Consider the following 17478-nt stretch of genomic DNA (forward strand, 5'->3'; position numbering starts at 1 on the left):
CGACGGCCGCAGGCGGAGGAGGGGCTAGCCGCGTGGAAGACGCACGACGCTGTGGGCCTGACGCGTATGTAGTGCAGCAGTCTAGTGCCGTGGCAAAGGGCGTCATGCGCCTCTGCGGAAGGATCACCCGTCCGTGTCTGGACGGGATGGACAACACCGTTTCACACGACGTTACCCGTGGTTCGCCGAAGGGGCCGGAGCAGCATGCTCCGGCCCCTCGGCCCGAGGCTTACGCCTCCTCGTCGACCCAGCTCATCAGCTTGCGCAGCTGCTTGCCGGTGGTCTCCAGCAGGTGCTCGGAGTCCTGCTGCTTGTACTCGTTGTACTTCTTCAGACCGCCGTGGTACTCCGCCATCCACTCGCGGGCGAAGGTGCCGTCCTGGATCTCGGCGAGGACCTTCTTCATCTCGGCCTTGGTGGCGTCGGTGATGATCCGCGGGCCGGTGACGTAGTCGCCCCACTCGGCGGTCTCGGAGATCGACCAGCGCATCTTCTCCAGGCCGCCCTCGTACATGAGGTCCACGATCAGCTTCAGCTCGTGGAGGCACTCGAAGTAGGCGATCTCCGGCTGGTAGCCGGCCTCGGTCAGGGTCTCGAAGCCCGCCTTGACCAGCGCGGCCGTACCACCGCAGAGGACGGCCTGCTCGCCGAAGAGGTCGGTCTCGGTCTCCTCGGTGAAGGTCGTCTTGATGACGCCGGCGCGGGTGCCGCCGATGCCCTTGGCGTACGACAGGGCCAGCGCGAAGGCGTTGCCGGAGGCGTCCTGCTCGACGGCGGCGATGCAGGGAACGCCGCGGCCCTCCTCGTACTGGCGGCGGACCAGGTGGCCGGGGCCCTTCGGGGCGACCATGCAGACGTCGACGCCGGCCGGGGGCTTGATGAAGCCGAACCGGATGTTCAGGCCGTGACCGAAGAACAGGGCGTCGCCGTCCTTGAGGTTGTCCTTGATGGACGCCTCGTAGACCTCCGCCTGGATGGGGTCCGGGACCAGGATCATGATGACGTCGGCCTCGGCGGCGGCCTCCGACGGGGTCACCACGCGCAGGCCCTGCTCCTCGGCCTTGGCCTTGGACTTGGAGCCCTCGTGCAGACCGACCCGCACGTCGACACCCGAGTCACGGAGCGACAGGGCGTGGGCGTGGCCCTGGCTGCCGTAGCCGATGACCGCGACCTTGCGGCCCTGGATGATGGACAGGTCGGCGTCAGCGTCGTAGAACAGCTCGGCCACTTTGGGTTCTCTCCTTGTGTGCAGGTGTTGCGTCCCACCGTATGACGGCGGGCTGAGGGGAAGTCTGGGGGTCTCGGTATGCGGGCGGTCGACGGCGCGCCGACCGCCCGTTCCCGGTACCGGACGCGTCCGGTACGCGTGCTATGCCGACCGGTCGAGTGCGCGCAGTGAGCGGTCGGTGATCGAACGGGCGCCGCGGCCGATCGCGATCGTGCCGGACTGGACCAGCTCCTTGATGCCGTACGGTTCCAGCATCTTGAGCATGGCGGACAGCTTCTCGCTGCTCCCGGTGGCCTCGACGGTCACGGCCTCCGGGGAGACGTCCACGGTCTTGGCGCGGAACAGCTGGACGATCTCGACGATCTGGGAGCGCGTCTCGTTGTCGGCGCGCACCTTCACCAGGACGAGTTCGCGCTGGACGGCCTGGGCCGGCTCCAGCTCGACGATCTTCAGCACCTCGACGAGCTTGTTGAGCTGCTTGGTGACCTGCTCCAGCGGCAGCTCCTCCACCCCCACGACGATGGTGATGCGGGAGATGTCGGGGTGCTCGGTGACGCCGACGGCGAGGGAGTCGATGTTGAAGCCGCGGCGGGAGAAGAGGGCGGCGATCCGGGCCAGGATGCCCGGCTTGTTCTCCACCAGGACGGAGAGCGTGTGCTTGGACATGTCTCTTGGGTCTTCCTCGCTCAGTCGTCTTCGTTGTCGCCGAAGTCGGGGCGGACGTCCCGGGCGGCCATGATCTCGTCGTTGGAGGTGCCGGCGGCGACCATCGGCCACACCATGGCGTCCTCGTGGACGATGAAGTCGACGACGACCGGGCGGTCGTTGATCGAGTTCGCCTCCTCGATGACCTTGTCGAGGTCGGCGGGGTCCTCGCAGCGGATGGCGTAGCAGCCCATGGCCTCCGACAGCTTCACGAAGTCGGGGATGCGGGTGCCCCTCGCCTCCGGGTTCACGTCGTTCGGGCCGGAGTGCAGCACCGTGTTGGAGTAGCGCTGGTTGTAGAAGAGGCTCTGCCACTGGCGGACCATCCCGAGGGCGCCGTTGTTGATGACGGCGACCTTGATCGGGATGTTGTTCAGGGCGCAGGTGGTGAGTTCCTGGTTGGTCATCTGGAAGCAGCCGTCGCCGTCGATCGCCCAGACCGTCTTCGACGGGGCTCCCGCCTTGGCGCCCATCGCGGCCGGGACCGCGTAGCCCATGGTGCCCGCGCCGCCGGAGTTCAGCCAGGTGGCGGGCTTCTCGTACTGGATGAACTGGGCGGCCCACATCTGATGCTGGCCGACGCCCGCCGTGAAGACCGTGCCCTCGGGGGCGAGCTGACCGATGCGCTGGATGACCTGCTGCGGGGAGAGCGAGCCGTCCTCGGGCTGGTCGTAGCCCAGCGGGTACGTCTCGCGCCAGCGGTCGAGGTCCTTCCACCAGGCGGTGTAGTCGCCCCGGCCGCCCTCGCCGTGCTCCTTCTGGACGGCCTGGATCAGGTCGGCGATGACCTCGCGGGCGTCCCCGACGATCGGCACGTCGGCGGCGCGGTTCTTGCCGATCTCCGCCGGGTCGATGTCCGCGTGGACGATCTTGGCGTACGGCGCGAAGCTGTCCAGCTTGCCGGTGACGCGGTCGTCGAAGCGGGCGCCGAGGGCGACGATCAGGTCGGCCTTCTGCAGACCGGTGACGGCGGCCACCGAGCCGTGCATGCCGGGCATGCCCAGGTGCTGCGGGTGGCTGTCGGGGAACGCGCCGAGCGCCATCAGGGTGGTGGTGACGGGCGCGCCGGTCAGTTCGGCGAGGACCTTCAGCTCGGCGGTGGCACCGGCCTTGAGGACGCCGCCGCCGACGTAGAGGATCGGCCGCTTGGCGGCGGTGATCAGCTTGGCGGCCTCGCGGATCTGCTTGGCGTGCGGCTTGGTCACCGGGCGGTAGCCGGGCAGGTCCATGACCGGCGGCCAGGAGAAGGTGGTCTTCGCCTGGAGGATGTCCTTGGGGATGTCGACCAGAACCGGGCCGGGACGGCCGGTGGAGGCGATGTGGAACGCCTGCGCGATCACCCGGGGGATGTCCTCGGCCTTGGTGACCAGGAAGCTGTGCTTGGTGACCGGCATGGTGATGCCGACGATGTCCGCCTCCTGGAAGGCGTCCGTGCCGATCGCGGAGGACACCACCTGCCCGGTGATCGCGACCAGCGGCACGGAGTCCATGTTGGCGTCGGCGATCGGCGTGACCAGGTTGGTGGCACCGGGGCCGGAGGTCGCCATGCAGACGCCGACCTTGCCGGTGGCCTGCGCGTAGCCGGTGGCCGCGTGGCCGGCGCCCTGCTCGTGGCGGACCAGGACGTGGCGCACCCGCGTCGAGTCCATCATCGGGTCGTAGGCGGGCAGGATCGTGCCGCCGGGAATGCCGAATACCGTGTCGGCGCCGACCTCCTCGAGAGAGCGGATGAGGGACTGCGCGCCCGTGACGTGCTCGACGGGCGCGGAGTGCTGTCCTCCGGATCGGGGCCGCGGCTGCGGGTGATGGGCCCCGGTGGCCTGCTCGGTCATCGGCATTCTCTTCTCGATGCTGAGGGTTTTTGCGAGTTTTGTGCGGTGTTCGACTGCTGTACGGCAGGTGCCCGTGCAACAAAAAACCCCTCGTGCCGAAAGGCAAGCGAGGGGAGCGCGCCGGTGAGGTCGCTGGGGTTGCCGGATCGTCCTCCGGTCGTTCCCAGCTCAGCCGACGCGCTGTCCAAGTACGAGAATTCGGGTGCGCATGGCACTGACCCTCCCCCCGGCACGCACCCACTGTCAAGTGGGTGGGACAGGGGTCTCATTATGTGAGCGAAGGGTTGCTCCGCCTCCGAGGGGTGTGCCACCGAGGGTTCCGCCTCCCAGGACCGCGGGGACACCTCCGGTGTACACCCCCGTGGCGCCGCCTGCGAACGCGGGCTCGCCGGGGCCGTGCGGCACCGTGAACGGGCCCCGGCCGAGCGCCCTGCGCAGCCGGTACTCGTCGAGCGGGCCGGAGAACGCCATGCCCTGGCCGTGCGTACAGCCCATCGCGCGCAGGGCGACGACCTGCTCGGGCAGGTCCACGCCCTCCGCCACGGACGGCAGCCCGAGGTCGCCGGCGATCCTCAGCAGCCCACTGGTGATCCTTTGCAGTCGTGTGGACTCGACGACGCCCTCCACCAGTCCGCGGTCCAGCTTCAGGACGTCGACGGGGAGCCGGCGCAGTGCCGTCATGGCCATGCGGCCGCCGCCGAAGCCGTCGAGGGCGATCCGCACGCCGAGCCGGTGCAGGGCGCTCAGGCGTCGCTCGAGTTCGTCCAGCGGCAGGTCGGACTCGAGGTCCGACAGTTCGACCACCAGCGATCCGGACGGCAGCCCGTACCGCGTCAGCAGCGCCTCGACGGAGCCCGGCGGCAGGGAGCGGTCCAGCAGCCGCCGGGCGCTCAGCCGGACCAGCACCGGTACGTTCAGTCCGCCGGCGGACCGGTCGGCGGCCTGCTCGACGGCCCGCTCCAGCGTCCAGCGGCTGAGCTCGGCGGTACGGTCGCCGTCCTCCGCCACCCGCAGGAACTCCGCGGGCGTGAAGAGCACTCCCTGCGAGGAGCGCCACCGGGCGTGGGCGGCGACCGACGAGACCCTGCCGTCCTCCAGCCGCACCACGGGCTGGTGCAGCAGCGCGAACTCGCCGTCGTGCAGCGCGGCACGCAGCCGCGTGGCCAGCTCCGCCTTCCGTACGACGTCCTGCTGCATCTGCGGCTTGTACAGCTCGACCCGGCCCTTGCCGCCCGCCTTGGCCCGGTACATGGCGAGGTCGGCGTTGCGCAGCAGCTCGCCCGCGCCGAGCCCCGGCTCGGCGAAGGCGACGCCGATGGACGCGGCGACCCGTACCTCGTTGCCGTCGATGAGGTAGGGCTGGGAGAGCGTGATCCTGAGGCGGTCGGCGAGTTCCACGATGTGCCGCTCCCGGGCGCCGCGGTCGCGGGTGGTGTCGCCCACGATCAGGGCGGCGAACTCGTCACCGCCCAGTCGGGAGGCGGTGTCGCCCTGCCGGACCGCCTCCTGGAGCCGGCGCGCGGCCTGGACGAGCAGTTCGTCCCCGGCCTGGTGGCCGATGGTGTCGTTGACGGCCTTGAAGCCGTCGAGGTCGATGAAGAGGACGGCCGTGTTGCGCAGGGCGGTGCCCCGGTCGGAGCTGCGGCGGCCGGACAGCGCCTGCTGGACGCGCCGTGTGAACAGGGCGCGGTTGGGCAGGTCGGTGAGCGGGTCGTGCTCGGCGTTGTGCTGGAGCTGTGCCTGGAGGCGCACCCGTTCGGTCACGTCCCGGCAGTTGAAGATCAGGCCGCCGTGGTGGCGGCTGACGGTGGACTCGACGTTCAGCCAGCCTCCCCCGCTCTCGGCCTCGCTCGGGCGGGAGGTGCTCCCGTCGCCGGAGCGGAAGCGGCACTCGATGCGGGTGGTGGGCTCCTCCTGGGGGCTGGCGGCGAGGAAGCGGCGCACCTCGTGCACCACGCAGCCCAGGTCCTCCGGGTGGATCAGATGGGCCAGCTCGGTGCCGACCAGGTCCTCGGCGGGCCGTCCGTAGACGCCGGCGGCGGCCGGGGAGACGTAGCGCAGGACGCCGCTGGGGGCGGCGATCATGATGACGTCGCTGGAGCCCTGCACCAGGGAGCGGAAGTGGTTCTCCTTCTGGGCCAGTTCCTGGGTGAGGGCGATGTTGTCGAGCAGCATGATCCCCTGGCGGACCACGAGGGCGAGCACGACGGTGCCGCCGGTCAGCAGGACCACGCGGTCGACGCTGCGGCCGTTGAGGACGTTGTAGAGGATGCCCAGGGTGCAGACGGCGGCGGCGAGGTAGGGGGTGAGGGCGGCGAGGGAGCCGGTGATGGGCCGGGTGGCCTGATACCGGCCGTCGTCACCGCCCGGGGCGGACGGCTTGGAGTGCGGGTGGCCGCCGGGGCGGTGTCCGGGCAGGTGCTCGTGCCCCGGGCGCGCGTGCCCGTCGTCCACCGGAGCGTGCCGCCGCACGGCGGCCCAGGGCGCGTACGCGAGCAGCAGCGAGCCGGCGAACCAGCCCGCGTCGAGGAGCTGGCCCGAGCGGTAGGAGTGGTGCAGCAGCGGCGAGGTGAACAGGGCGTCGCACATCACGGTCAGCGCGAGGGCGCCGACGGCGGTGTTGACCGCCGTGCGGTTGACCGACGAGCGCCGGAAGTGCAGCACCAGCACCATGCTCACCAGGGCGATGTCGAGGAGCGGGTACGCCAGCGTCAGCGCCGCGTGGGCCACGCTCGGGCCGTCGAACCGCGCGGCCTGCGCGAGCGCGAGGCTCCAGGACAGCGTGATCAGCGAGCCCGCGATCAACCAGGCGTCCAGCGCCAGGCAGACCCAGCCCGCCTTCGTCACGGGACGGGCGGCGAGCACCAGCAGCCCCACGATCGCGGGCGGCGCGAAGCAGAGGAAGAACAGGTCGGCGTAGCTGGGGCTGGGCACGGGACGGTCCAGGACCACCTCGTACCACCCCCAGACCAGGTTGCCCAGGGCGGCCATCGCGGAGGAGAGGCCGAACAGCAGCCAGGCGGGTCGAAAGCGGACGTGGCGGGTGCGCGCGTAGAGGAAGCAGGACACGGCGGCGGCGCCGGCCGCCGCCGAGAGGCCGAAGTCGCCCATGATGAGGGCGAGTTCGCTGGAACCCCAGCCGAGCGCCGAGCCGACGGCGTACCCCGCGCACAGCAGGACCAGCAGCAGTTGGTGGAGTACGCAGGGAGCGCCGGGACGGCCGGAGGACGGCCGCCGGGTCGGCGGCGCCCCCTCCGGAGGCTGGGTCCGCAGGGCTCCGTCGAGGAGGGTCGTCGAGGTCGGCGGTGACATCACCGGAGCCTCCCGGTCCGCGCCGCCCCCCGGTCGTGCCGGTGCCGCTGCGCCTGCTGGGTCTGCCTCCGGCGGCTGCCGTGCCCCCGGTGGTGCTGTCGGTGCCGACTGCCGTGGCCGGGACCGCCGCGTCCGCGGGTGGCCGTGCAGCAGGGTCGCCGGCGGCGGCTCCGCCGCGTCGGATCGTTCGTCCATAGGCCGTGCATCGCCCGTCGCCCCCCTCACAGTCTGGAATGTCCGTCCCCGGCGCCGAACGGTGCGCGGCGCAGCCCCTGTCGGGACGATACACCAGTATCGTCACTCAGGGACATAGTTCCTCTACGCTCCGTGACGATCAGTGGGGACGCGCGTACCGACCGCGTCCGGGGGACTGCGGAGGGTGCGCGAACCGGACCACACGTGTGCCCAGTCCGTCACGGCCCACTCGTGGCACTCGTCGTCAGGATCACGTGGCGCAGGGGCTCCCGGTTCACGAAACGGCTCAACTGGTCCGTCAGCAGCCGCTTGGCGCGGGGCAGGAAGGCGGACGTGGGGCCGCCGACGTGCGGGCTGATCAGCACGCCCGGCGCCCGCCACAACGGGTGGGCGGGAGGCAGGGGTTCCGGATCGGTCACGTCCAGGGCGGCGGTGAGACGGCCGCGCTCCAGTTCCGCGAGGAGCGCCTCGGTGTCGACGACCGGGCCGCGGGCGACGTTGACGAGGAGGGCGCCGTCCTTCATCCGGGCGAGGAAGTCGGCGTCGACCAGGCCGCGGGTGGTCTCGTTCAGCGGCGTGGAGAGGATGACGACGTCCGCCTCGGGGAGCAGCGCGGGAAGTTCGGTGAGTGGGTGCACCGGGCCGCGCGCCGTTGCGCGCTGGGAGCGCGCGACGCGCGCCACTCGCGCCACCTCGAAGGGCACGAGCCGGTCCTCGATGGCGGCGCCGATCGCCCCGTAGCCGACGACGAGGACGTTCTTGTCGGCGAGCGCCGGATGGAAGCCGCTCTGCCAGCGGCCCTCCTGCTGCGCGCGCACGAATCCGGGGATGCCGCGCAGGGCGGCGAGGGTCAGGGTGAGCGCGAGTTCGGCGGTGCTCGCCTCGTGCACCCCGCGCGCGTTGCACAGCCGCACGCCCGGCCCGAGGTCCGACAGGCGCGCGGTGATGTCGTCGACGCCCGCGGTGAGCGTCTGGACCAGCTGGAGGTGACGCATCTCCCGCAGCGGCCGCACCCGCACCGACTGCGGCTTCATGTACGGCACCACGTAGACGGCGCAGTCCGCGGGGTCCCCGGGGAACGGCTGGTCGCCGTCCTCGCCTCCGTCCCAGAAGAGGTACCGGGGCCCTTCGGGGAGGCCGTCGATCTCGTCGGGAGGAATGGGGAGCCACACATCGCGGTGCAGGTCGTCAGCAGTCATGATCCGGAGGCTACGTCAGGCACGCGCGCGTGCAGAGGTTAGGTTGGGGTCCGGGAAAGGGAGGGTCACGAGCAGGTGGAGCGCAGGACGATCGGCGCGGCGGCGCTCGCGGTGGGGGCCGTCGGACTCGGGTGCATGCCGATGAGCTGGGGGTACAGCGGGTCGCGGCGGCGGGGCGACGAGTCGCTGAGGGCCTTGCACCGGGCGCTGGACCTCGGTGTCTCCCTGCTGGACACGGCCGACATGTACGGCCCGTACACCAACGAGCTGCTCGTGGGGCGGGCGTTGAAGGGGCGGCGCGGGGACGCGTTCGTGTCCACGAAGGTCGGCCTGCTGGTGGGCGAGCAGCACATCGTCGCCAACGGCCGCCCGGGGTACGTGAGACGGGCGTGCGACGCCTCCCTCCGCCGTCTCCAGACGGATGTCATCGACCTCTACCAGCTGCACCGCGCCGACCCCGAGGTGCCCGTCGAGGAGACCTGGGGCGCCATGGCGGAGCTCGTGCAGGCGGGCAAGGTACGGGCGTTGGGGCTGTGCGCGGTCGGGGCGCGGGGCGGCCGCCGGGCGGGCGGGCGGCCGTACGACGCGACGAAGCGGCTGTACGACGCGACGATCCGGCAACTGAACCGGGTGCAGCAGGTGTTCCCGGTGAGCGCGGTGGAGGCGGAGCTGTCGGTGTGGTCGCCGGAGGCGCTGGACACCCTGCTGCCGTGGTGCGAGACGCGCGGCATCGGGTTCCTCGCGGCGATGCCCCTCGGCAACGGCTTCCTCACCGGCACGCTGACCCCCGGTGAGGGGTTCGAGCCGGACGACATGCGGGCCCGCCACCCCCGTTTCACCGCCGAGATGATGGCCGCGAACCAGCCGATCGTCGCCGGACTGCGCCGGGTGGCCGCCCGGCACGGCGAGGACGTGACACCGGCCCAGGTGGCACTGGCGTGGGTGCTGGCCCAGGGCCGGCACGTGGTGCCGGTGCCCGGCGCCAAGCAGCAGCGGTGGGTCACCGAGAACGCGGCGGCGGCCGGCCTGCGGCTGACGGCCCGGGACCTGGCGGAGGTGGCGGGGCTGCCGGCGGCTCAGGGGTCTTGGGAGTAGGGCGGTGCGGGGGGCTCGGGCGGGGTGGGCCGGGGCCGGAGAGCCCGGGGCCGACAGCGCGGGGGCGGCGGCGCGGGGTCGTCAGCGGGGGCGGCGGCCGCGAGAGGGGAGGCGCACGGCTGACGGCGGGAGGAGCCGAGGCGCACCGCCGACGGGCGGAAGAACCGAGACGCACCGCCGACGGCCGCGAGAACCGGGGCGCACCGCCGACGGCCGGAAAGGCCGTGGAGGTATGCCTGTGTGCGCATCGGGTTGCGGTGATCGGGAACCCCTGGGGCGTCGGCGGTGTATGACAGGGAGAGGCTCCCGGTGGGATCCGGTGGATCCGGTGGATCCGGCGGGTGCGCCCGTCGCCGGGAACCCACGGGGCGAACCGTCACGTCGAAAGGGACCGAGATCGTGCAACGTCGAGCGGTGACGGCCGTGCTGGCCGCGAGTGCGCTCCTGCTGGCGGCCGGCTGCACCTCCGACGGCGGAGGGACCCCCGGCAGCGCCGCGAGCCCGTCCCCGAGCCCCACGGCCGCCCGGAGCTCGCCCTCGCCCACGGCCGAGGAGACCCCGCCCGCGAAGGGCACGGTCAAGGTGGTGCGGACGGTCGCCGAGGGCCTGAACAGCCCCTGGGGCCTCGCCCCGCTGCCCGACGGCGGTCTGCTGGTCTCCTCCCGCGACGAGGGGACCATCCTGCGTGTCGACGAGGAGAGCGGCGCGAAGACGGAGATCGGCGAGGTGCCGGGGGTCTCCGCGTCCGGCGAGGGCGGTCTGCTCGGTATCGCCCTCTCCCCCGACTACGCCTCGGACCACATGGTCTACGCCTACTTCACCTCGGTCTCGGACAACCGCGTCGTCCGCATGCTGTACGACCCGCAGCGGCCGGCCGGCGACCAGCTGGGGGCGCCCGACACGGTGTTCAAGGGCATCCCCAAGGGCGTGATCCACAACGGCGGCCGGATCGCCTTCGGCCCGGACAGGATGCTCTACGTCGGCACGGGCGAGAGCGGCGACCGCGGCCTGGCCCAGGACAAGGAGTCCCTGGGCGGCAAGATCCTGCGCCTGACCCCGGAGGGCGAACCGGCCCCCGGCAACCCGTTCCCGGACTCCCCGGTCTACACGTACGGCCATCGCAATGTGCAGGGGCTGGCCTGGGACGGCAAGCAGCGCCTGTTCGCGGCGGAGTTCGGCCAGGACACCTGGGACGAGCTGAACGCGATCGAGCCGGGCGACAACTACGGCTGGCCGCAGGCCGAAGGGACGTCGGACGACGCCGCGTACCACGACCCGCTGGCCCAGTGGGGCACGGACGACGCCTCCCCGAGCGGCATCGCCTACGCCGAGGGATCGATCTGGATGGCCGGTCTGAAGGGCGAACGCCTGTGGCGCGTCCCGCTGAAGGGCACGGAGGCGTCGGCGGACCCGCAGGCGTTCCTGGAGGGCGACTACGGCCGGCTGCGCACGGTGGTCGCGGCCGGCGGCGACAAGCTGTGGGTGACCACCAGCAACACGGACGGACGGGGCACGCCGGAGGAGGGGGACGACCGGATCCTGGAGCTGGAGGTGAGCTGAGGCGCGAGGCCTATCGGTCCGCGCCCCGGGTCGGCGTCTCCGACGTCCTCCCGGGACACCATCGTCACCCGGCGCGGCGGCGTCCGGGGCCCGGGCGGCGGTGTCGCGGGGCCGCTCGGCGCAGTCCCGTGGCCGCGGGGCGGCCTCCCGGACGCGTTCGGCCGCGTCCCGTTCGCGCTCGGCTGCCTCGCGGCGGGCGGCGCGGCGGCCGCGGACGGCCTCGCGGGCGAGCCGCTCGCGCTCGGCGCTGCGGATGAGCTCGGCGGCGCGGAACCGCGGGTACTGGTACCGGTCCTCGTACACGATGTGCCCCTCGGCGGGTTCGGTCGGGATGGACGGCCTCGCTGTGCGCGATGGCTCAACCCTCGTCTCCCAGGGGGGTCCGCCGCATCGGGAGAGTTCCGCATCTCCGGGGGCGGTCGGGGCCTCAGACGTGCGTGAGGGGTCCCGGCCGGGCCGTAAGGTGCTTACGGCCCGTCGGAACCCCTCTCGGAAGCCCTTCAGTGGTGGTGCCCCGGGCCGCCGTGGCCCTCGGGACGTGCGGTGGCTCAGCTCGCCGACGGCAGTCCGAGCAGCGCGTCGGTGTACTTCAGCACGGCCAGCAGCAGCCCGATGACGCCGATCACGACGCCCGCCCAGGCGACCGACTTGATCCAGGGCGCCTGCGGCCTGCCGGACGCCCCGAAGGCGGGCCGGACCAGCACGACGACGCCGGTGATCAGCCCCGCCAGCGCGAACAGGCCGGCCCACAGGGCGGTGGTCTGCCAGGCGTCGCCGTAGACCGCCTGGATCTGCTGGGCGACGCTGGCGGTCGAGGAGGTCTCCAGCTGGCCGATGAGGGTCGCGCGCGCGGAGGCGACGGTGCCGATCCAGCCGCCGCTCAGCGACACCAGGCCGAGCACGGCGGAGACGACGGCTCCGGCGCCCTGGCCGACGCCCGAGGGGCCGTCCGCGACGGCGGCCTCGGCGTCCTTGCCGATCTCCCAGGCCTCGTCCTCCGGAGCGACGGTCTGCGAAGCCGCGGACTCCGGCGCGTCGGACTCCGGACCTTCGGATTCCGCGGCCACGGCCTCGGCCGCCACGGATTCCGGAGTGCCGGGCTCGGTGGCGCCGGATTCCTCCGTCCCGCCGCCCTTCCGGGCCGTCACGGCCTCGTCGGCGGCCGCCGCGGTCTCGTCGGTCTCCGTCTCGGCCACTGCGGCCTCGTCAACAGTCTTCGTTCCCATGCCCCGCACCGTACGGAGGCTCTCTGAGAGGTCTCTTAATGATCGTTGTGAGCGGTACGCGCGCGTGCCGCGCGCCACTCCGGGGCGAGCACCGACCAGATCTCGGTGTCCGTGCGCACTCCCCGGTGCGGGTAGTGCTCGCGCAGGACACCGTCACGGGTCATGCCCAGTCGCCGCGCCACGTCGACGCTGGGCTCGTTGGCCGACGACACCCGCCACTCCGCACGGTGCATGCCGCGCTCGTCGAACGCCCAGTCCAGCATCGTCCGCATCCCGCGCGTGACGAGTCCGCGCCCCGCCGCCTCCGGCACCAGCCAGCAGCCGGCCTCGCAGACGCCGGCGGCGGTGTCCCAGACGCGGAACAGCAGTCCGCCGACGAGCGTCCCGTCCAGCCACACGCCGTGCAGGCTGCCGGCGTCCGCGGCGCGCTTGTCGGCGTACGAGCGCAGGAAGGCGCGGGACCCGTCCAGGTCGCGGATGGCGTCGGGCAGTCCGATGTGGCGGCCGATGAAGTCCCGCCCCCGGTCGATGCAGGCGAGGAGTTCCGTGGCGTGCCAGACCTCCAGCGGCCGCAGTTCGGCCCCGTCGTCACCCAGGGATGTCGCGTACATCCTGTCGCCCCCGCTCGGTCTCCCACTCCGCCGTCCCGTCCGTGAGCCTCTCACGGGCGGCGGCGCGGCACTCGGGGGGTTCGATGCTGAGGCGCGGCAGCCGCCGGTCGAGCCAGCGGGGCAGCCACCAGTTGGCGCTGCCGAGGAGGTGCATGAGGGCGGGGACGAGGAGGGTGCGCAGGACGAAGGCGTCGATGGCGACGGCGGCGGCGAGCGCGATGCCGAACATGGCGATCACCCGGTCGCCGCTGAGGACGAAGGCGAGGAAGACCGAGATCATGATGACCGCGGCGGAGTTGATCACCCGGCTGGTCTCGGCGAGGCCGACGCGGACGGCGCGCCGGTTGTCGCCGGTCTCCAGCCACTCCTCGTACATCCGGCTGACGAGGAAGACCTGGTAGTCCATCGAGAGCCCGAAGAGGACCGACACCATGATCACGGGCAGGAAGGGCTCGATCGGGCCGGCCCGGCCGAGGCCCAGCAGGTCGCTGCCCCAGCCCCACTGGAAGACGGCGACGACGACACCGAAGGCCGCGGCGACGGCGGCGACGTTCATCGCGGCGGCCTTCAGGGGTATCCCGACGGACCGGAACGCGAGCAGGAGCAGCAGACAGCCGAGGCCGACGACCACGCCGACGAAGAGGGGCAGCTTGCCGACGATGACCGCCGCGAAGTCGTCGTAGCCGGCCGTCACCCCGCCGACCTGCACGTCGAGCGAGGTGCCGCGTTCGGCGCGGGGCAGCACCTCGTCGCGCAGCCGGTCGACGAGTTCGCTGGTCCGCTGCGACTGCGGGGCGGAGTCGGGTACGACGGTGAGGAACGCGGTGTCGCCGCCCGCGCTGTACGTCACCGGTGTGGCCGAGGCCACGCCCTCGGTGGCGCGCAGGGTGGCGTCGAGGTTGTCGAGGGCGAGCCGGTCCTCGGCGCCGCCGACCCGCGCGACGAGGGTGAGCGGCCCGTTCACCCCGGGGCCGAGACCGTCGGCCAGGAGGTCGTAGGCCTGGCGGGTGGTGCTGGAGCGGGGGTCGTTGCCCTGGTCGGAGGTGCCCAGGCGGAGGGAGAGGGTGGGCAGCGCCAGGACGGCGACGACGGCGAGGGCGAGCGCGCCGAGCAGCCGGGGGTGGCGCTCGACGAACGCCGACCAGCGGGCGGCGAGGCCGGTCGGCAGTTCCGGCTGGGGTCCGTGCTCGGCGAGCCGGCGCCGTTCGCGGCGGCTGAGGGCGCGCGGGCCGATCCAGGACAGCAGGGCGGGCAGCAGGGTCACGGAGGCCGCGACCGTCAGCACGACGGTCAGGGAGGCGGCCGTCGCGACGCCGTTGAGGAAGTTCAGGCGCAGGATCAGCATGCCCAGCAGGGCGATGCACACGGTCGCGCCCGCGAAGACGACGGCCCGGCCGGTGGTGGCCACGGCGTCCGTGGCGGCCTCGGTGACCGACAGCCCGCGCTTCAGGCCGCGCCGGTGCCGGGTGACGATGAACAGCGCGTAGTCGATGCCGACGCCGAGGCCGACGAGCATGCCGAGCATGGGCGCGAAGTCGGCGACGGTCATGGCGTGCCCGAGCAGCACGGTCCCGGCGTAGGCGGTGCCGACGCCGACCAGCGCGGTGGCGATGGGCAGCAGGCTGGCGGCGAGCGAGCCGAAGGCGAGGAAGAGCACGACCGCGGCGACGGCCACGCCGACGGCCTCGGCGACGTGGGTGCCGGAGGGCTCGGTCAGGGCGACGGCGCTGCCGCCCAGCTCCACCTGGAGTCCGTCGCCCGCGGCGGCCTCGGCGGTGTCGACGACGGCCTGTGCCTCGCTCGGGTCGACGTCCTCGGCCGGGTCGTCGAAGGTGACGGTGGCGTAGGCGGTCCGTCCGTTCTCGCTGATCCGGGCGGCGCCCTGGTCGCCGTAGGGGCCGGTCACGGACGCGACGCCCGGCAGGTCCGCGATCTTCGCCAGGGTGCGGGTCATCGTCTGCTCGACGTCGGCGGCGCGGACGGTGCCCGAGGCGGTGTGCCAGACGACGGTGTCGCTGTCGCCGCCGAGGCCGGGGAAGCCCTCCGCGAGCAGCCGGCCGGCCCGTGCGGACTCGGTGCCCGGGACGTCGTAGTCGTTGGAGTACGCGGAGCCGGCGACGACGGCCGCGGTGGCCGTCCCGACGAGGGTCAGGAGCCAGAGCAGGACCGCGGCGAGGCGGTGCCGGACACACCAGCGTGCTAGGGCTGCCACGAGAGTGCTCCCGGAGGTGGTGAAATGTGGATCTTTGACCGGGAACAGCCGTGAAGGAGCTGGTCAGCCCGCAAAGAACGCATGAGCCATATGGAGCCACTCAATCAGGCGAATGTGATCGTTTGCCCGGTTCGTGAGCCTCATCACAGGGTCGGGAGCCGGCTCACAGGTGGGCGACAGGGAAGGCGTCGGCCCTCGTCACCGGGTTCAGTCGGCCTGGTCACCGACCGCCATGATCATCACGCCGCCGATGAGCAGCCACAGCGCGCGCCGGGTGCGGCCGCGGGACGCCAGCGCCGCGGCGAGGGCGCAGACGGCGGCGCCGAGGGCGTAGGCCGCCGGGACGAGGGCCGGGGCGGTGCCGGTGAGGCGCAGCAGCGCCGCGGCCAGACCGGCGAGGGTGAGGAGGGCACCAGTGCCGGTCGCCGTCCAGCGGGCCCGCCGGGCGTCCTCGATGCGGTACTCCTCGTCCGGGTCCGGGGTCGCGTCCGGGTCCGGGGTCGCGTCCGGGTCCGGGGTCGCGTCCGGGGCCCGGTCCCGGTCGGCTCCCCGGTGCGGCCTGGCGGGTTCCTGTCCCGCGGTCTCCTGATCGTCCATCGTGTCGGCCCGTATGCCGTCCTGGGTGTCGGAGTCGGTACGTCCACTCATGGCGGGGGAGCGTAGCGCCTCGGCCTGAGAGCCCCGGGCGCGGGCGGACGCGGCTGGGGCGACGCCGCGGAGGTCCGTCGGAAGCGCCCGAGGGGGACGCGCCGGCGACGGCGCGTCCCCCTCGGGGATCCGGCGGGGTCAGCCGACGCCCAGCTTCTCCAGGATGAGCTCCTTGACGCGGGCCGCGTCAGCCTGTCCGCGGGTGGCCTTCATGACCGCGCCGACCAGGGCGCCGGCCGCGGCCACCTTGCCGCCGCGGATCTTGTCCGCGACGCCCGGGTTGCCGGCGATGGCCTCCTCGACGGCGGCGGTGAGCGCGCCCTCGTCGGAGACGACCTTCAGACCGCGCTGGTCGACGACCTCGTCCGGGGTGCCCTCACCCGCGAGGACGCCCTCGATGACCTGGCGGGCCAGCTTGTCGTTCAGGTCGCCCTTCGAGACGAGCTCGGTGACCCGGGCGACCTGCTCCGGGGTGATCGCCAGCTCGTCCAGGGCCTTGCCCGACTCGTTGGCGCTGCGGGCCAGCTCGCCCATCCACCACTTGCGGGCGGAGGCCGCGTCCGCGCCGGCGTCGATCGTGGCGACGATCAGGTCCAGCGCGCCGGCGTTGGTGATCGCCTGCATGTCCGTGGCCGAGATGCCCCACTCCGCGAGGAGGCGGTTGCGGCGGGCCAGCGGAAGCTCCGGCAGTCCGGCGCGGATCTCCTCGACCCACTCGCGCGAGGGGGCCACCGGCACCAGGTCCGGCTCGGGGAAGTACCGGTAGTCCTCGGCCTCCTCCTTCACGCGGCCCGAGGTCGTCGACCCGGTGTCCTCGTGGAAGTGGCGGGTCTCCTGGACGATCAGGCCGCCGCTGCCGAGCACGGCCGCGTGCCGCTGGATCTCGAAACGGGCCGCGCGCTCCACGGACCGCAGGGAGTTCACGTTCTTCGTCTCGGAACGCGTGCCGAACTTCTCGGCGCCCTTCGGCATCAGCGACAGGTTCACGTCGCAGCGCATCTGGCCCATCTCCATGCGGGCCTCGGAGACACCGAGGGCCCGGATGACCTCGCGCAGCTCCCGCACGTACGCCCGCGCGACCTCGGGGGCGCGCTCGCCGGCGCCGACGATCGGCTTGGTGACGATCTCGATCAGCGGGATGCCGGCGCGGTTGTAGTCGAGGAGCGAGTGCGAGGCGCCGTGGATACGGCCGGTGGCACCGCCGACGTGCGTCGACTTGCCGGTGTCCTCCTCCATGTGGGCGCGCTCGATCTCCACGCGGAAGGTTTCGCCGTCCTCCAGCTGCACGTCGAGGTAACCGTCGAAGGCGATCGGCTCGTCGTACTGGGAGGTCTGGAAGTTCTTCGGCATGTCCGGATAGAAGTAGTTCTTCCGGGCGAAGCGGCACCACTCGGCGATCTCGCAGTTCAGCGCGAGACCGATCTTGATCGCGGACTCGACGCCGGTCGCGTTGACGACCGGGAGCGCGCCGGGCAGGCCGAGGCAGACCGGGCAGGTCTGGGTGTTGGCGCCCTGACCGAGTGCGGTCGAACAGCCGCAGAACATCTTGGTCTTGGTGCCGAGTTCGACATGGACCTCGAGGCCCATGACGGGGTCGTACGACGCCAGCGCGTCCTCGTACGACACCAGGTCGGTCGTGGTGGTCACGGTGAAAC

12 protein-coding genes are annotated in these 17478 nt (G+C 72.5%); 2 read left to right on the forward strand and 10 right to left on the reverse strand.

The window, feature by feature from the left end; genetic code table 11:
• Positions 1-229: 229 nt before the first annotated feature.
• The 5 genes from ilvC to ACZ3KJ_RS11955 form a co-directional block, all read right to left on the reverse strand.
• Positions 230-1228 (reverse strand): ketol-acid reductoisomerase, encoded by a 999-nt coding sequence (gene ilvC / locus ACZ3KJ_RS11935; RefSeq protein ID WP_467526391.1) that lies wholly within the window; start codon positions 1226-1228, stop codon positions 230-232.
• A gap of 141 nt (positions 1229-1369) precedes the next feature.
• Positions 1370-1894: an acetolactate synthase small subunit gene (ilvN, locus tag ACZ3KJ_RS11940; protein WP_467526392.1), complete on the reverse strand. Its 525-nt coding sequence runs from the start codon at positions 1892-1894 to the stop codon at positions 1370-1372.
• Positions 1895-1914: 20 nt separating this feature from the next.
• Positions 1915-3765: an acetolactate synthase large subunit gene (locus ACZ3KJ_RS11945; RefSeq protein WP_467526393.1), complete on the reverse strand. Its 1851-nt coding sequence runs from the start codon at positions 3763-3765 to the stop codon at positions 1915-1917.
• 243 nt (positions 3766-4008) lie between these two features.
• Positions 4009-7077: a putative bifunctional diguanylate cyclase/phosphodiesterase gene (locus ACZ3KJ_RS11950; protein WP_467526394.1), complete on the reverse strand. Its 3069-nt coding sequence runs from the start codon at positions 7075-7077 to the stop codon at positions 4009-4011.
• Between the two features lie 413 nt (positions 7078-7490).
• Entirely contained in the window at positions 7491-8471 is a 981-nt protein-coding gene (locus tag ACZ3KJ_RS11955; RefSeq protein ID WP_467526395.1) for a 2-hydroxyacid dehydrogenase, read from the reverse strand.
• Between the two features lie 75 nt (positions 8472-8546).
• Between ACZ3KJ_RS11955 and ACZ3KJ_RS11960 the strand changes: the two genes are divergently transcribed.
• Entirely contained in the window at positions 8547-9566 is a 1020-nt protein-coding gene (locus ACZ3KJ_RS11960) for an aldo/keto reductase (protein ID WP_467526396.1), read from the forward strand.
• Positions 9567-9965: 399 nt separating this feature from the next.
• The gene (locus tag ACZ3KJ_RS11965) at positions 9966-11126 is read left to right on the forward strand and encodes a PQQ-dependent sugar dehydrogenase (RefSeq protein ID WP_467526397.1); all 1161 of its coding nucleotides are present in this window, start codon (positions 9966-9968) and stop codon (positions 11124-11126) included.
• Between the two features lie 548 nt (positions 11127-11674).
• Here the strand turns inward: ACZ3KJ_RS11965 and ACZ3KJ_RS11970 are convergent.
• The 5 genes from ACZ3KJ_RS11970 to gatB form a co-directional block, all read right to left on the reverse strand.
• Positions 11675-12352 carry a hypothetical protein gene (locus ACZ3KJ_RS11970; RefSeq protein WP_467526398.1) on the reverse strand — a complete coding sequence of 226 codons (678 nt, stop codon included), beginning with the start codon at positions 12350-12352 and terminating at the stop codon, positions 11675-11677.
• 35 nt (positions 12353-12387) lie between these two features.
• Positions 12388-12963 carry a GNAT family N-acetyltransferase gene (locus tag ACZ3KJ_RS11975; RefSeq protein ID WP_467526399.1) on the reverse strand — a complete coding sequence of 192 codons (576 nt, stop codon included), beginning with the start codon at positions 12961-12963 and terminating at the stop codon, positions 12388-12390.
• Positions 12941-15175 (reverse strand): MMPL family transporter, encoded by a 2235-nt coding sequence (locus tag ACZ3KJ_RS11980; protein WP_467526400.1) that lies wholly within the window; start codon positions 15173-15175, stop codon positions 12941-12943. Before ACZ3KJ_RS11980 ends, ACZ3KJ_RS11975 begins: the two co-directional genes overlap by 23 nt.
• Before the next feature lie 207 nt (positions 15176-15382).
• Entirely contained in the window at positions 15383-15823 is a 441-nt protein-coding gene (locus tag ACZ3KJ_RS11985) for a hypothetical protein (RefSeq protein WP_467526401.1), read from the reverse strand.
• Positions 15824-15961: 138 nt separating this feature from the next.
• The gene (gene gatB, locus ACZ3KJ_RS11990; RefSeq protein WP_467526402.1) at positions 15962-17470 is read right to left on the reverse strand and encodes an Asp-tRNA(Asn)/Glu-tRNA(Gln) amidotransferase subunit GatB; all 1509 of its coding nucleotides are present in this window, start codon (positions 17468-17470) and stop codon (positions 15962-15964) included.
• Positions 17471-17478: the final 8 nt, after the last annotated feature.

Source organism: Streptomyces sp. NPDC003248 (assembly GCF_055563235.1).

What these genes read in the sequence shown, in the direction of transcription:
- ACZ3KJ_RS11985 (WP_467526401.1), bottom strand. Translation starts at nt 15,823, where the DNA reads ATGAGTGGACGTACCGACTCCGACACCCAGGACGGCATACGGGCCGAC.
- ACZ3KJ_RS11975 (WP_467526399.1), bottom strand. Translation starts at nt 12,963, where the DNA reads ATGTACGCGACATCCCTGGGTGACGACGGGGCCGAACTGCGGCCGCTG.
- ACZ3KJ_RS11970 (WP_467526398.1), bottom strand. Translation starts at nt 12,352, where the DNA reads ATGGGAACGAAGACTGTTGACGAGGCCGCAGTGGCCGAGACGGAGACC.
- ACZ3KJ_RS11950 (WP_467526394.1), bottom strand. Translation starts at nt 7,077, where the DNA reads ATGTCACCGCCGACCTCGACGACCCTCCTCGACGGAGCCCTGCGGACC.
- ACZ3KJ_RS11945 (WP_467526393.1), bottom strand. Translation starts at nt 3,765, where the DNA reads ATGACCGAGCAGGCCACCGGGGCCCATCACCCGCAGCCGCGGCCCCGA.
- ACZ3KJ_RS11955 (WP_467526395.1), bottom strand. Translation starts at nt 8,471, where the DNA reads ATGACTGCTGACGACCTGCACCGCGATGTGTGGCTCCCCATTCCTCCC.
- ilvN (WP_467526392.1), bottom strand. Translation starts at nt 1,894, where the DNA reads ATGTCCAAGCACACGCTCTCCGTCCTGGTGGAGAACAAGCCGGGCATC.